This window comes from Parasphingorhabdus sp., assembly GCF_048269915.1.
In the GTDB taxonomy this organism is placed as follows: domain Bacteria; phylum Pseudomonadota; class Alphaproteobacteria; order Sphingomonadales; family Sphingomonadaceae; genus Parasphingorhabdus.
Genome location: NZ_JBLWTY010000001.1, coordinates 838,867 through 853,307, shown reverse-complemented (window position 1 = coordinate 853,307; position 14,441 = coordinate 838,867). Strand labels below are relative to the sequence as shown.

The 14,441-nt window shown below is 57.6% G+C and carries 12 protein-coding genes; 7 read left to right on the top strand and 5 right to left on the bottom strand.

From position 1 onward, the window contains the following. Positions 1–77 precede the first annotated feature (77 nt). The 4 genes from ACN0WX_RS04050 (at position 78) to ACN0WX_RS04035 (ending at position 3,844) form a co-directional block, all read left to right on the top strand. Positions 78–875, top strand: coding sequence for a thioesterase family protein (locus ACN0WX_RS04050; RefSeq protein WP_417620986.1), 798 nt, complete (start codon positions 78–80; stop codon positions 873–875). Further along, a complete protein-coding gene (locus tag ACN0WX_RS04045) occupies positions 875–2,185 on the top strand; it encodes an FAD-dependent oxidoreductase (protein WP_417620985.1) in 1,311 nt (436 codons plus the stop codon). The genes ACN0WX_RS04050 and ACN0WX_RS04045 overlap by 1 nt, the downstream gene beginning before the upstream one ends. 3 nt (positions 2,186–2,188) lie before the next feature. After that, entirely contained in the window at positions 2,189–3,034 is an 846-nt protein-coding gene (locus ACN0WX_RS04040; RefSeq protein ID WP_417620984.1) for an SAM-dependent methyltransferase, read from the top strand. Positions 3,035–3,190: 156 nt separating this feature from the next. Beyond that, the gene (locus ACN0WX_RS04035; RefSeq protein WP_417620983.1) at positions 3,191–3,844 is read left to right on the top strand and encodes a Crp/Fnr family transcriptional regulator; all 654 of its coding nucleotides are present in this window, start codon (positions 3,191–3,193) and stop codon (positions 3,842–3,844) included. A 10-nt stretch (positions 3,845–3,854) separates the two neighbouring features. Here the strand turns inward: ACN0WX_RS04035 and ACN0WX_RS04030 are convergent, their stop codons facing one another. From ACN0WX_RS04030 to ACN0WX_RS04010, 5 genes are all read right to left on the bottom strand, one after another. Then, positions 3,855–5,342: a tetratricopeptide repeat-containing protein gene (locus ACN0WX_RS04030; protein WP_417620982.1), complete on the bottom strand. Its 1,488-nt coding sequence runs from the start codon at positions 5,340–5,342 to the stop codon at positions 3,855–3,857. Between the two features lie 12 nt (positions 5,343–5,354). Then, positions 5,355–6,110, bottom strand: coding sequence for a hypothetical protein (locus ACN0WX_RS04025; RefSeq protein ID WP_417620981.1), 756 nt, complete (start codon positions 6,108–6,110; stop codon positions 5,355–5,357). After that, positions 6,107–7,705, bottom strand: coding sequence for a toll/interleukin-1 receptor domain-containing protein (locus ACN0WX_RS04020; RefSeq protein WP_417620980.1), 1,599 nt, complete (start codon positions 7,703–7,705; stop codon positions 6,107–6,109). Before ACN0WX_RS04020 ends, ACN0WX_RS04025 begins: the two co-directional genes overlap by 4 nt. Positions 7,706–7,887: 182 nt before the next feature. Then, positions 7,888–9,171, bottom strand: a complete 1,284-nt coding sequence (locus ACN0WX_RS04015) for a c-type cytochrome (protein WP_417620979.1) — start codon at positions 9,169–9,171, stop codon at positions 7,888–7,890. A 17-nt stretch (positions 9,172–9,188) separates the two neighbouring features. Beyond that, positions 9,189–9,770, bottom strand: coding sequence for a TetR/AcrR family transcriptional regulator (locus tag ACN0WX_RS04010; protein ID WP_417620978.1), 582 nt, complete (start codon positions 9,768–9,770; stop codon positions 9,189–9,191). A gap of 186 nt (positions 9,771–9,956) precedes the next feature. On the opposite strand from ACN0WX_RS04010, the gene ACN0WX_RS04005 reads away from it, so the two are divergent. The 3 genes from ACN0WX_RS04005 to ACN0WX_RS03995 are packed head-to-tail and all read left to right on the top strand — an operon-like array spanning position 9,957 to position 14,267. Further along, complete coding sequence (locus ACN0WX_RS04005) at positions 9,957–11,192, top strand: hypothetical protein (protein ID WP_417620977.1); 1,236 nt, start codon at positions 9,957–9,959, stop codon at positions 11,190–11,192. Continuing rightward, positions 11,185–12,939 (top strand): DUF1592 domain-containing protein, encoded by a 1,755-nt coding sequence (locus ACN0WX_RS04000; RefSeq protein ID WP_417620976.1) that lies wholly within the window; start codon positions 11,185–11,187, stop codon positions 12,937–12,939. Before ACN0WX_RS04005 ends, ACN0WX_RS04000 begins: the two co-directional genes overlap by 8 nt. Further along, positions 12,936–14,267 carry a DUF1552 domain-containing protein gene (locus ACN0WX_RS03995; protein ID WP_417620975.1) on the top strand — a complete coding sequence of 444 codons (1,332 nt, stop codon included), beginning with the start codon at positions 12,936–12,938 and terminating at the stop codon, positions 14,265–14,267. The genes ACN0WX_RS04000 and ACN0WX_RS03995 overlap by 4 nt, the downstream gene beginning before the upstream one ends. The last annotated feature ends 174 nt before the right edge of the window (positions 14,268–14,441 follow it).

The following is a 14,441-nucleotide window of genomic DNA, read 5'->3' as shown; positions in this document are numbered from 1 at the left end:
TCAAATCGTGGCTTATGTAAATGTTGACCGCGAACTTACCAGTGGATTTCAGCTGATTAGCCCGATAAGCGGAAGAGATGACCAATAAACATCCTCATCCTGTCGCTCTTTCCGAACTCCTTGATCAATGTGGACCCGGTGGCCCGGACCATCCGGTTGCCCTGCCGCAAAGCTGGACCCAGGGCCGCACCGCTTTCGGAGGCCTGTCCGGCGCGCTTGCCTATCATGCAGCGAGCCATATCGAGAATGATCTGCCCCCCCTGCGGTCGGCACAAATTGCCTTTACCGGCCCCTTGTTCGGAACATTGACAGCAGAAACCGCGATGCTGCGTCGCGGCAAGAATACCGCTTTTGTCCAGTCGGAGATTTTTGGCGACAAGGGCCTTGGGCTCCACTGCAATTTCATTTTTGCCGCACCCCGCGCCACTGCAGTGAAGACATTCGACATTGACGCACCGGATTTTCCTCCGCTCCCCGGCACAAAAGATCTGCACAGCGGTCCGCCGCAGTTTTTCACTTCGAACATGGAATATGTCGGCAAACGAATCGACACCAGCACCAAGACCAACCGGCTGACCCGCTGGATGCGGCTGAAACAGCGCGCGGGCCTTGATCCCGTGGCTGAAATCCTCTGTATGTGCGACAGTCTGCCGCCTTCGGTCATGGGGCTGCTCGACCAGAACGCGATGGTCAGTTCGATGAACTGGCAGATCAATATCATTGCGGAGGACCTTGCAACCGAAGACGGCTGGTGGCTCATCGATTCCCATACGCACCATGCCGATCATGGCGCGAGCAGCCAATATATGAGCATCTGGAACAGCCGCCGCGAATTGATGGCAACCGCGATGCAAAGCGTGGCTTATTACGCCTGATGGCCCTGGGCGCGACCAACCGAGAAAAGCCCAGGCTCGCCGTCATCGGCACTGGAATTGCCGGTCTGTCTGCGGCCTATTTGCTGAAGGACAAATATCAGGTTACGGTTTTTGAAAGCCAGTCGCGCGCCGGAATGGGCGCGCACAGCATTGATTATGTCAGCAATGGCATTACCCGCCGGATCGATATTCCGCTGCGCATTTTCTGCCACGGCTATTATGACAATCTGCTTGCGCTCTATGATCATCTCGGGGTCGAGATATTGACGAGCGACCATGCCGGCATATTCGCTGACGAGGCTGGCCGCATCATCCTTCATTATGGCAACATCAAATGGGGCACGGGGCAATTCTCCTACCTAAAGGGACTCAATATGCTCAGTCCCAAAGCGTGGATCATTGGCCTGCAGAGTCGCCGATTTTTTGCCCGCGCAATGCAGGATAGCGTCCGGTCGGACCTTGCTGCATTGAGTTTCGGGGAATATCTGAACCAATCGAATGCAGGCCAGGCCTTTGTCGATACTATTCTGTTGCCGATAATGTCGGTGACCTGCACCTGCGACTATCAGGCGGTGCGCGACTATCCAGCCGACCTCATGCTGGAATATCTGACCTGCGGCGTCCATGAAATCGGGGTCATGAGTGCCGCCAAAGGGGTGGATGATATTGTCCCGCGGATGTTGGCCGATGTGGACCTGCAGACCGGGAGCCCGGTTGCCCTTATTGAACCGGAAGGAGAGCTGCTTCGGATAGTAACGAGCAAGGGCAGGGAGCAGCGCTTTGATCAGGTTGTGGTCGCCGCCCAGGCACAGCAAGCCGCTGCCATGATATCCGGCTTTGACGATCGCAAAATGCTGCTCAACCGCATCCCCTTCGAATCGTCGAGCATGAGCGTGCACACCGATCAGGCTATTCTCCCGGCAGCGGGAAAAGATATTTCGCCGGTCAGCTATCACGTCCCTCGGGGCGGCAAGCGGGCCGAAGTATCGGTTGACCTGTCCAAGACAATTGCGCGCCTGTCGGGACAGGAAACCGTCTTCCAGACATGGAACCCGCTACGCAGGATTGCCCCCAATCGCGAACTGGCCAGAGTCAATTTCACTCGGCCGACGGTCACCCGGAATAGCCGTCAGGCGGTCATCGCCTTGCGCGAGAGCCAAAATCAGACTGGCAACAGACTATGGCTTTGCGGCTCGTACATGGCGGAAAAAATTCCCCTGCTCGAGGCTGCGGTAGATTCTTCGGTCGCCGTTGCGGAGCAGCTGGGGGCAGCGATCCCCTGGAAAGTCGGCGCAGCTGCTGAGCGCTGAGCAATGTCCGAATTCCACAATCTTGCCGAACTGGCGCTGAATCGGGAAGGCCAGTCCTGGGGGAATCTCGGATATTGGAAAACAGCGATCGACTATTCGGACGCTTGTCGCGCCCTCGCATTGTTGCTCGGCGAACAGGCCGGGCTGGATCGCCAGTCAGTGATTTTCGACGCCGGCTTTGGTTGCGGCGACCAGTTGCTGCTCTGGCTGGAGCATTTCCGCGTGGCACAGGTTCATGGGGCCAACCTGTCCCGCAGCCAGACCGCCCATGCCAGGGAAAAATTGACCGAAGCAGGTTTCCCCGGAGCCGCCACCACGATCGTAGAAGGCGACATCAACGACCCCGATATCTGGTCCGCGACATTGGGCACCAACCATCCCAGCCATATTCTTGCGCTGGATTGCGCCTATCATTTTCCGGATCGTGCCGCGTTTTTCGCAACGGCCCAACAGCATCTGGTTCCGGCCGGTCGGTTGGCACTGACTGATTTCATGCTATCGGATCACCCCCAGATGGGGCCCCTTGCCCATCGGCTGCTGCGCTGGATGCTGAAGCGCGCTCATATCGCGGAGGCCAATATCGTGCGCCAGGACCGATATCGACGGCAGCTGCGGGAAGCCGGCTTTGGTGAAATCCATATTCTGGATATCAGCGAACAGGTGATGCCCGCCTTCGCGGCCTATATTCAAGCGCTTCGACATAAACAGCCTGCCGAGCGCGGCCGCACAAAGCTGGGCTGGACAGCGCTGGTCAAATATACGGTCACCAGCCGGTTTCTGAAATGGGCCTATGACCGATCGATTTTGCGCTATTATGTTATTAGCGGCACGAGGACCCGTCGTGGCTGAACGAAAGCGAGACTGACCGACAAGCAAAGCTAGCCCGCTTGAAAATTATCACCATTCCGCCTTGCGTCCGCCATGCTTTAAAAACTAATCTGTTCATCCCAGGGATCGGATACTAATGTCCGCTGGTGGGCAATAATATTGGGGGAACGGATTGGAATGGACATTGCTGATCGCCTCGCCGCTCTTGAATCCTTTTTTGCCTGTTCCCCGGCCGAAGCCGGAAAGCTCAGCGATGCCATGGCGTTCGTCACCTATCATCACAAAGATATATTGGCCCATCAGGGTGATGTGGGGGCCAAATTATGGCTCGTTCTGGAAGGACGGGCCCAGCTGCAGATCATCGGCATCGATGGCCAGACCAAATTGCTCGCCGCGCACGGCCCCGGTGAATTATTCGGCGCTTTCCCGCACGAGCGGCTCGTGATTTCCGATGTCGTCGTGCAGAACCGGCTGTCGGTCCTCGAAATAACGACCGCGAAAATGACCGCCCTGCTGCAGGAAGAGGCCCGGATCGGTAGCGGTCTGTCGAAAATATTGGGCCGGCAATATAATGCGGTGCTCGACCGGATGGCGGCGCGCATAACCCTGACCGCCAATGGTCGCATCTATGCCGAATTGCTCCACGAAGCGGGGGATGACGGCAGAATATCGCCACCGCCGGTGATTGCCGCGCTGGCACTGACCGCCCAGACCACGCGCGAAACCGGATCGCGGGCAATCAATGCACTGGAACGGCGCGGGATTATCCGGCGCGATGACGAGCAGCTCGAAATCATATCAAAAAGCTTGCTCGAAGAACTGGTCGTCTGAACCGCGTCGCTTAGGCAAGTGACCACAAGGGAAGCGGACCATAAGCGGTTTGCAATTCGCCTATTTCCTCAATCGCCTGCTCGCCGGATTGCAGCATCAGCACCATGGCGGATTTACAATCGGTCAGCACCGCTCCCCCGTTTGACGCACGCGCCATATCGCTGGCCTGTTCCAGCAAGGAGGCTGCGGGCTGATTTGGGTCCAAGATATCGATGAGCAAGCTGATCCGGCTGTCCGCATCATGCTGCAACAACGACTGGCTGGTCGATATCAGTTCCGCCAGATCGGTTGAAATTCTATAATGGGCGTCGCCAGCAGGCTGAAAAGCGCGAGCGCCATCAGGAAGCTTCGACAGCGCATCCTGGTCCAGATTGTCCACCCAGAGGATCGCGGCAATCGCCTTGGTCTCTGCGCTGGTACGCTCGTTGATCGAGCGATGATCCACCTTGCGGGCAACGGATATGGCCTGTTGATCATGGTCGGTATCGGCCCAGACCAGATGCTGGTGGCGCGGTTCATCGCCCCTGCCGGTGATCGTGAGCGCCTTGGGCCGGCTCTTCAACACTCCGGCATTGCGGACGCACTGGCCCATGGCAACCAGATCGGCCAGCTCCACGGCGACCGCAAGCGACCGCTCTTGCTCATCGGGCAATTCGGTCAGCACATCCAGCCTGACCGCCGCCTCGACCAGCGCATCAAAGCGGGCGAGCCAATGATCGCCAAAAGGCGCGACCGACAATGCGCGAAAGCGATCCACCGGATAAGGCAAGGTGATATGAAGTTCCGCACCCGCCTTGTGCAGCGCCTCGGCAATCAGGATATCCGCTCCGGCCGCCAGCGCGCCAAAGCCAAAACCCGGCTTTTCCCGCCCGATGATCGCGTCAATGTCACGGACAATGTTGGGATCGGTTTCATCCAGCCCGATGATGCCGCTGAAATAGAGGCTGGGTGGCGGACGGTGCCGATCAAGCCACGCGTCGTCCTTGCCCTGCTCTGCAAGGATCAGTTCAAACTGGCCGATGGTCGCGGCATGATCTTCCCAGGCATAAGGCAGTTTCGATATTCCCTCGGCCAGCGCCGCGCGGGCACCGGTTTCATCGCCGAGCAGCAGCAAGGCCTCCGCCCGCGTGGCGGCGCGCCAATAGACCGTCTCCGCTTCTTCCGGATCGGCCTCGAGCATATCCACTACATCACGCGCCAATTGCATCGAGCGATCGCGTTTTCCGCCAAGCAAAGCCAATGTCGCAGCATTGATAAGCGGATAGGAGGCGCGCTCGAGTCCGGCGGCGGCTGCATAGGCCTCTGCCGCCTCTCCATAGAGCCGGGCCCGGTCAGCCCCCACGGATGCCTTTGCCTGATCTTTGAGCAGGCGGCCTTTTAGCGTGAGCGCCTTCGGATCATCGGTCCGTTCATCCCAGCCGGAAGAGCGGAACAAAGCCCATGCCCGCACCGGATTGCCGGCACGGGCGAGAGAGAGGATTTGAGGGAGCGAGGTCAAAGCCAATGATGCTTACGGAAGATCCGGCGGTGGAACTGGCGGCCCTTTATTGTCTCCGCCTGGGTCGAAGATAAGAATGGCTGGATTGCCGGAGCCGAAATCAAATTTTGTGTAGAGATCATATTTGAAGGATTCTTTGAAGTGAGGGCGGTCCGGCATTGGTGGCCATTTCCCGTCTTTATTTCGAAAATGATTGATGCAGTAAAAAAGTTTGCGTTCCTCGCCGCCAACCAAAATGGGGACAACTGCTCCATCAAAAAAACTCATATTCTTCCCCGTCGGCTTGTTCCCGATATATCTGCGAAAAACAGCGGGCGGGAGTTGGGGACTACTGTCCAAATCACAAAATGACCAGTTTGGATGATCGATGACAAAAGCAAGATAGCATAGTCGATTCCAATGTTTGCCTTCATGCTTAAAATTTGCTCCCAGATCATTTGACGGATTACGGGAAGGCAAGGTTCGATCAAGCAATCCTTGAACGATATTGGGGACATCTCCATGATTTATGCGGGGTCGGTCTTCAGGCTTTACTGACTGCGATCCTTCATAGTGCAACATATGCTCGACACCCCATTGACCATCTCCGCCAAATACAATCCGGTAGAGATATACATAAGCAGGGCGCTCCTTGAAATCGGCTTGCCCGAGTTTTGGATCCATGACGTCTGTGGGGGGATTGAGCAACGTGGGTTGTCCGCTTTTATCCTTTTTTGCGGCTTTATATTCTTCCCACGAAAAAACGGCTTTCAATGGTAAACTTGTCACAGCTCAATCTCCCTGTTTCTTGTTTGATGATATTCAATCTTCCTCGCCATTTCAGCCCAATCCTTGTTGGCCGGATCGACGGCTACGAGCTTTGACAGAATATTATTCGCGTCATTTAGAAGCTGCCTCGCTTCTCCTTCATTGCCGAGTTTTCGGCGGCCTATGGCTATCGCAAACTTGGCTTTTGCCACGGCGTACTGAGCCGCAGTGCTTTTGCTATCGACAGCCAACCAGTGCTCTTTCGTTTCCAGTTCTTTCTGTCGAGCGGTCAAATAGCGATTCAAATCATCCTTCAGAAAATATCCATCGGCGAGCCAGGCATAGGCATTCCCGATCTCCTTCAAAATTTCGGAATCATTTGGTTTTTTATCTGCCGCCCTTGCCATCCAGGCTATCGCTTGTTCAAAATTGCGCCGCCCATGATTGTTGCCCGATCGGGATTGGAATTCCAGAATGCCAAGATTTAAATAGCTCCAGCCTCTTTCCATCAAGAAATCGGGATTGTCAGAATCTATGGCGATCAATTTTTCCGCTGCATTCGCATAAGCACTATATCTCGGAAATGCCGATTTCCACTGGCTGCGTAGCTCATAGACTCTGCCGACCCAATATTCACTCTGCGCATGAGCAAAAATCCGGTCCGGATTATTCGGATCCCGCGCCAGCAAAGCCTCCGTCACCCGATGCGCTTGCGTAAATTTCGCGAGCGCCTTGCCCAGATCGCCGCGCTTCTCGTCATCCTCGCCCATTGCGTGCAATATTCGCGCGCGCCGCTCCAGGCTTTCGGCGGGCATGTCGGTCAGGTCGCCCTGATCTTCATAATAATCCATCGCGCGCTCGTTGACATCAGTCATCACATCGAGCCGACCGACACCCTTTAACTCTGCGCGCAAATCGGTCAGCATATATTCCACCAGCCCTTCGGCCTCGGCCTGCTGGTGCTGCGCTTCGTTGCGCGACTGGATTGCAAATATTGTCATCCCGATCATTGCTAGCAGCGCGACCAGCGCGCCACCCGTGACCGCCATCACGCGACGGACACGGCGGGCAGCATCGCGCTGGACCAGCGCGTCGAGCGGGACACCGGCAATGCCCGCAACAATCTTCAGAAAACCCAGCCGCCAGCCATCACCCTCCTTGCGCAGGTCCGCCGCCAGCGGCTCCGCACCATCCTGCAACAGAAGATCGGGAAAGGATTCTTCCGGCTCTCCGCGAACAAGCGCGGCCAGAATCGGGCGATCGGGATGGAGCGCCCGGAATAGGGAGATTTCCTGTCCGACCCAGGGCGATGTCCGGGCGTCGGGCGAACAGAGCACGATCAGCGCCTGCGATGTCGACAAGGCCGCTTTTACCGCCTCGGACAAATCCTGCGCTGCTGACAAGTCCTCGCGATCCCGGAAAATCCTGCCCAGCCGTCCGTCGGTCCGATCATTTGCGGCGCCGTCGCCGCCTGACCTGACGCGAGCCGGCAGACGATAGGCTTCGATTTTCCGGTGCAATTTGCGGGCGATCCGGGCGTCAGCATGGCTGTAACTGACAAACGCCCGAAAGCGATCAGCCGCGGTTTCGTCCACTCTGGAAGGCCCCAGTTTCATCCACGCCCCTTCACAGTGAGATTAATCACAGATTGTATTTGATATCAAATATTGATTGTGCGCGGCCGATCACAAGAGGCTCAACGACCATTGCCATAAAAGCTGAGCATCCAGCATTGTCAGCCGCCGCTGCAATCCGTTTCGGCGATGCGGAGCTTCGAACCCGCCTTCGACCAATATGCCTATCTCTGCTGCCTGACCTGATCGGGAGAAACAGCGCTGGCGATATTGCCGAAACTGCCGCGCAAATAGGTGGCCAGCGCCGCGATATCCTCATCCGACAGGCGCTTGCCAAAGGGCTTCATCACCGTGCGGTTTGAATCGAACGGCGGCGGAGGCAGATCCGGTCCATAGAGAATGACGTTGATCAGTGATGCGGGTTCTGCAGCCTGCACCAGCGCATTGCCAGCCAGCGAGACGCCAAGTATCTTGTCACCCTCGCCATCGGGCAGATGGCAGGTGCCGCAGTGAACGGTATAGACAATCTCGCCCCTGGCAGCGCGACCGCCGAAGGATGGCCAGTCAATCCGGCGAGCACCGGGCGATTTTCCTTTCAGATATTCTGCAATGGCCGCGGCATCGTCCGGTTCGAGGCCGGCGGTCGATGCAACAACGCCATTCATCGGGCCATGGACAATGGCATGCCTGTTTTTGCCGGTCGTGAGATAGTTGACAATGTCCTTCTCGTTCCAGGCAGCCAGACCATGGGGGCCGGGCGTGATATCCGGTGCGGCCCAGAGCTTGTGTTCGCCGCTCGCGACCTTGTCGACATAGGCGCCGCCTTCCAGCGCCCGGTGTGATTTCGTCGCCCCCATGAAATTGCGCGGCGTGTGACAGGCGCCGCAGTGGGCGACGCCCTCGACCAGATATTTCCCCCGGTTCCATGCCGGTGATTTTTGCGGATCGGCGGTATGGACGGCGCTGTCGTGGAACAGTTTTTTCCAGAAATAGAGCAGGAAACGGTTGTTGAAAGGAAAGTCGAGAGCATTGTCTTGATTGGGTCTGGGAGAGGCTTTCACCGTCTTCATGTAAAGATAGATAGACGCGATATCGGCGTCACTCATCCTGGCGAAGGATGAATAGGGAAAGGCCGGGTAGAGATGATCGCCGTCGGCCCTTTCACCATATTTCATGGCATTGTAAAATTGCGCGAAGCTCCAGCCACCAATGCCATGCTGTGCATCGGATGTGATATTGGTGGAATAGAGTTTGCCAAAAGGGGTCTGGAACTGGTGGCCACCGGCATAAGGGGCATCGCCGGCTGCCGTGTGGCACGCTGCGCAATTGCCGATTTTTGCCAGATAGCGCCCCTTGTCCACCGTCGCGTCCAGGCTGGCCAGTTCGGGCGCAGGGGCCTGGGGTGTTGGCCGGAACAGAAAAGCGGCAACCCCGCCGCCCGCGAGGAGGAGAAGCAGGGCAATCCAGCCTAGGCGATTCCGGCGACGGCCTTTTGCCGGCTCTTGCATTCCCGTTCCCTGGCCTGTCATTTTGTGATCCCGATTTGCTCACCGGATATGCCGACAAGGCGCAGCCATTTTATCGTCCGTTCCCGCAAAAAGCTGCTCGCGGAGATAGTGGATCTCCCCTGCCAGTTCATCAGCGACCCGGTGAGATGCGCCATGAATGCATCGGCAGCGTCTTCCGGCGGGAGCGTCGTTTCGGGCATGACCGCAAGAATGGCTTCCCGCAATATCTGGCCGCGCTGCTGCTCGATTTCCATCGCATCCGGATCATTCACGTTGGAAGCATATCGGGCCATATAGTCGGAGAAATTCTGTCGCCCGTTGGTCATGCCGCCAATGAGTTCGGCAATTTCGATCAGCCCCGCGGCACCTTTTTCCAGCTTCAGATTGCCGAGCTTCCCCTTGAACAGCTCGGCATTGCGACGAAGCACCTGCTGCTTCAGATTTTGCGCACTTTTGAAACGCAAGGTTATTGCAGTTCTGGAAAGCGAAAGTTCGCGCGCCACTTCGGAAACGCTGAACCCGTTTGACCCGCGCAGCGCCAGAACCTTCTGCGCGGCCTCCATTATGTCATCATCGGTGGCAGAAAGGGGACGCGGCATGGACACTCTCGCAACTATAGCAATGGGAGGTCCCTGTCAGACCTTGTTCGCACCTTTACTATTACGGCTTGCTGTTTCTTGCAACCCTGTTAGTAACAGGGGTGAAAGTTTTAAACCGGGCGAATCGAATGTCCGGGACGATCATGCCTTTAGCCGTGCAACCGGCCAGGCAAGTGGGAGAGGTTGATGTTGGGGAAAATTCCGGGATATCAAAAGATCCTGGCGATTGGCGGAACCGCTGCGCTGATTGTCGCGGGCTTCGCTTTTGCCGTCTCGGACAATGAAACAGCCACCGCACCAGCCGGCAGTTTTCTGATCGGCGACAAAGCCGGTTTCGTCTTCACATCGTTCGGCTGGGCACATGGCAATGATGCCAGCGACAGCGAGGCCTGTCCCAATGGCCTGTCGAAAAATGTCGCCGAAATTTTCGCCCTGTCGGCCGAAGGACAGCGCCGTCCGGGGGAAACCGATGAAGCCTATGGCGAGCGCAAGGAAGCCGGCGGCAGAGCCATTTCTGCCAGCCCTGACGGCCGCAACTATTGCGTCCATCCCGAACTTGCCCCGCCGGACTCCCATTTCCGGACTTTTGACAATCCCGACATTCTGGTCGCCGGCATTGATCTCGACGGAAAGGTTTCGCGTTCGAAAAAGGATGCGTCCGCCGGCTTGCTGGACTTTAACGGAAAAAACGGGGTCAAGGGCATCGACAATCAGTTTTTCCGCGCCGTCGGTTGCAGCCCCTCCTATCGACCGGACGGTCCGTCCAACCAGTTTGAGATCGAGATGCTTACCGGTGCCTGGGGCATGGTGGTGACGCTGGAAGATGTCGACGACTTGCGCAATGATGATATGGTCAGGGTCGGGATTTACGCCAACGCCGATCCCATTCAGCTCAGTCCGACGCGCGAGCCGCTGGAATATGCCACTTATGCGATGGATCAGGACCCGGCCTATCGGGCGACAACCACGGGCAGGATCAAGGACGGCGTGCTCACCACGGAACCGGTTGACGTGCAGTTCCGGCACGTCACCAACAGCATCCGCCTGAAACGTCCGCTGCGCGATGCGCGAATCAGGGCGACGCTTTCGAAGGAGGGCCTGCTGAAAGGCATATTGGCGGGATATACGCCGGTCGACGCCATGTATGATCTGCATTTCGGGTTTCGCGACGGAACGGATGGCAATGGCAATCCCGCCCCTGCCGGATTGAGACTGCAGTCATCCAACGGCGCGGCCCGTGTTCTGGGATATACGTGCCAGGGCGTCTATCAGGCGCTCCATCGACTGGCCGACGGCCATCCCGACACAAAGAGCGGCAAATATACTTCCATTTCTACCCAATATCGCTTCGAGGCGCGACCGGCATTTGTGGTGGATGTCGACACGAGCAGCGCGAACGAAAAGCTGGTGCGTGATGAATAGATTGAAGAAATTCCCTGGCCTTGACCTTCCCTATTTCGATGGACCGTCGAGAACATGGCTCGTTCCCGCAGTCCTGCTGGCAATATTGGTCGGCTTTGCGCTTCTGCTGATTGGTGATTCGGGTGAACCCGACCCGGTTGGCGGTCCCCCCATGCTCCGCCGCCTGACCGAGGAACAATATCGAGCGAGCGTCGCCGACATATTTGCGAGTGATATTCCGATCAATGCCCGATTCGAAAAGCCCGTGCGCGAACAGGGCCTGATTGCGATCGGTACCGGCAGGGCTGGAATTTCTGCCTTTGCCGTCGAACAATATGAAGCGGCGGCGCAGGGCATTGTCGCGGCGGTACTGGGCAAGAAAAGGCGCGCCGAATTTATCGATTGCGGCCCCGCCAAAGCTGCGGACTTTGACGAAAAATGCGCCCGCAGCTTTCTTGCCGGCAAGGGCGAGATGCTATTCCGCCGTCCACTCCGACCGGAGGAACTGGCAAAATATGTCGGCCTGGCCAGGCAATCCTATGACCGGCTTGGCGATTTTTACGAAGGGCTCGGGCTCAGCCTGTACACGATGCTGGTCGCACCCGATTTTCTGTTCCGTATAGAAACGATACAGCCGGGCCAGAACGGTGCTGTGGATGAACTGGACGCATATTCCAAGGCAACGCGCCTCAGCTTTTTCCTGACCAACAGCTCACCCGATGCCGAGCTACTGCGGGCTGCCAGAGAAGGCGATCTGGACAATGACCGGGGTTTGGGACGGCAAGTTGACCGGCTTATGGCCTCTCCCGGATTCGAACGGGCCGTGCGCGCCTTTTTTACCGACATGCTGCAATTTGACCGTTTCGGGGAATTGTCCAAGGATAGCGCCATTTTTCCCGCCTACAACAGCGATGTTGCTGGTGAGGCACAGGAACAGACACTCAAGACAATCGTCGATCATCTGCTCGAGAAGGAAGGCGACTATCGTGATCTGTTCACCACAAGGCAAACCTATCTGACCCGCAATCTCGGCGTCATTTACCGGGCGCCGGTGCCGACCCGCGGGGATTGGGAGCAGGTCACTTTCGACAAGGACGCCAATCGTGCCGGCATTCAGTCCCATATTTCGTTTCTGGCACTGCACTCGCATCCGGGCCGATCATCGCCGACGCTCAGGGGTTATGGCGTGCGGCAGGTGTTCCTCTGCCAGAATGTGCCCGACCCGCCAGCCAATGTGAATTTTGCGGCGGTCGAGGAAAATACCAATGCCAAGATGGTAACCGCGCGCGACCGGCTGAAAATGCATTCCACCGAACCCAGCTGTGCGGGCTGTCACAAGGTGATGGATCCGCTGGGGCTGACCATGGAAAACTACGACGGCATCGGTATATTTCGCACTTCGGAAAATGGCGCCCCAATTGATACGACCGGTTCGCTGGACGGTACCGCGTTTGATACAACAGACGGCCTCGCCGAGGCGTTGCGCGATCATCCCGAAACACCGCGCTGTGTGGTCGAGCGGCTGTACAATAATGCGGTGGGCCGCGACATCACCTGGGACGAGCGCTATTATCTCGACTGGCTGATCGCTGCGTTCGAGGACAATGGTTATCGCGTACCCGCGCTGATGCGGGAAATTGCGATGAGCGAGAATTTCTTCGCCATCACCCGTGCCCGGCGTGCACCTGCGCAGCCCCAAAACATGACGATGAAGACCAAGAGCGGGAAGACGAAAAAACCCACAGGCCAGAACGGAGAGGCATCATGACCAAATTCTCACGCAGATCGGTTTTGCGCGGCACGATAGCAGGCGCTGGCATCGGTGTCGGGCTGCCGCTGCTCGACATGTTCCTCGACAGCAACGGCGAGGCTCTGGCTGCCACCGGCGAACGCATACCGGTCCGTTTTGGCACATGGATCTGGGGATGCGGCTTCATCCCGCAAAAATGGATACCCGGGGCAACCGGCAGCGAATATCTGATGCCCGAAGATCTCGCACCGCTCGAACCCTATCGCGACCAGCTCGCCATCCTCAGCGGTTTCGATGTCAAGCTCGACGGCGTTCCCAATAAGCCGCATATCACCGGCTGTCTCGGCCTGCGCACCGGCATCCCCGTGCCCAATGAAAATGTCCAGGCCCCGACTCTCGATGTGCTGATCGGCCAGAAAATTGCCGCGGGCACCCGCTTTCGTTCGCTCGAGCTTAGCGCTTCCGGCGTCCAGCGGTCCTATTCCTACCGCGCCGCCAACTCGCCCAATCCCAGCGAAACCTCGTCGCTCGCTCTCTATCGCCGCCTGTTCGGCGAGGCCTTCCAGGATCCCAATGCCATGAGCTTCGAGCCGGATGCACGGGTGATGGCGCGGCGCAGCGTGCTTTCGGTGATCAAGGACGACCGGCAGAAGCTGATGGCCAATGTCGGCGCAAAAGACCGGCACAGGCTCGAGGAATATTTTACCTCCATCCGCCAGATCGAGCAGCAGCTGGACTTGCAGCTGCAGCCCCCCGCTCCGGTGAAAGACTTTGCCAGACCTGCGAATCCGGGTGCCGATGTCGAGGGCGAAGACATGGAAACGGTCATGGCCAATCATCGGCTGATGGCCGAACTGCTTGCCAAGGCCCTGCAGACTAACCAGACCAGGGTGTTCAACGTCCTGCTGTCCGATACGGCGTCCAATTTGCGCCGCAAGGGCGAAACCACCACCCACCATACGCTGACCCACGAGGAAAAGGACGATCCCGCCCTGGGCTATCAGAAGCAATGCGCCTATTTCGCCACCCAGAGCATGGTCGCCTGGAAAGAATTTCTCGATGAAATCTCGAAGATACCGGAAGGCGACGGCACGTTGCTCGACAATTGCCTGATCCTCGCCCACTCGGACTGTTCGATCGCCAAGGCCCATGCGGTCGAGGGTATTCCCGCGATGGTCGCGGGCAATGCCGGTGGCAGGATACGCACCGGCTTCCACCTCGACGGCAAGGGCGATTCGATCGCCCGCATCGGCCTGACCATGCAGCAGGCCATGGGCGTGCAGGTGGACAAATGGGGACTGCTTTCCATGGAGACAAACCGCACCATCAGCGAGCTCATGGTCTGATCCGGCAGCATGTCAGCCTGAAATCGGGGCGACCGGAGCGCAGCATCAGATTGCTCTTGCAATCACTCGGTTTTGCCAAAGCCAGACCCCAGCCACCGCCATTCGCATGCAAGGAAACCGCAACGGCCAATCTTATGGTCAACGGCGATGATATCTGCACGACAGTCGGGGACT

Coding starts and splice junctions, on each gene's coding strand:
- ACN0WX_RS04050 (WP_417620986.1), top strand. CDS start 78: ATGACCAATAAACATCCTCATCCTGTCGCTCTTTCCGAACTCCTTGAT.
- ACN0WX_RS04045 (WP_417620985.1), top strand. CDS start 875: ATGGCCCTGGGCGCGACCAACCGAGAAAAGCCCAGGCTCGCCGTCATC.
- ACN0WX_RS04040 (WP_417620984.1), top strand. CDS start 2,189: ATGTCCGAATTCCACAATCTTGCCGAACTGGCGCTGAATCGGGAAGGC.
- ACN0WX_RS04035 (WP_417620983.1), top strand. CDS start 3,191: ATGGACATTGCTGATCGCCTCGCCGCTCTTGAATCCTTTTTTGCCTGT.
- ACN0WX_RS04020 (WP_417620980.1), bottom strand. CDS start 7,705: ATGAAACTGGGGCCTTCCAGAGTGGACGAAACCGCGGCTGATCGCTTT.
- ACN0WX_RS04015 (WP_417620979.1), bottom strand. CDS start 9,171: ATGCAAGAGCCGGCAAAAGGCCGTCGCCGGAATCGCCTAGGCTGGATT.
- ACN0WX_RS04010 (WP_417620978.1), bottom strand. CDS start 9,770: ATGCCGCGTCCCCTTTCTGCCACCGATGATGACATAATGGAGGCCGCG.
- ACN0WX_RS04005 (WP_417620977.1), top strand. CDS start 9,957: ATGTTGGGGAAAATTCCGGGATATCAAAAGATCCTGGCGATTGGCGGA.
- ACN0WX_RS04000 (WP_417620976.1), top strand. CDS start 11,185: ATGAATAGATTGAAGAAATTCCCTGGCCTTGACCTTCCCTATTTCGAT.
- ACN0WX_RS03995 (WP_417620975.1), top strand. CDS start 12,936: ATGACCAAATTCTCACGCAGATCGGTTTTGCGCGGCACGATAGCAGGC.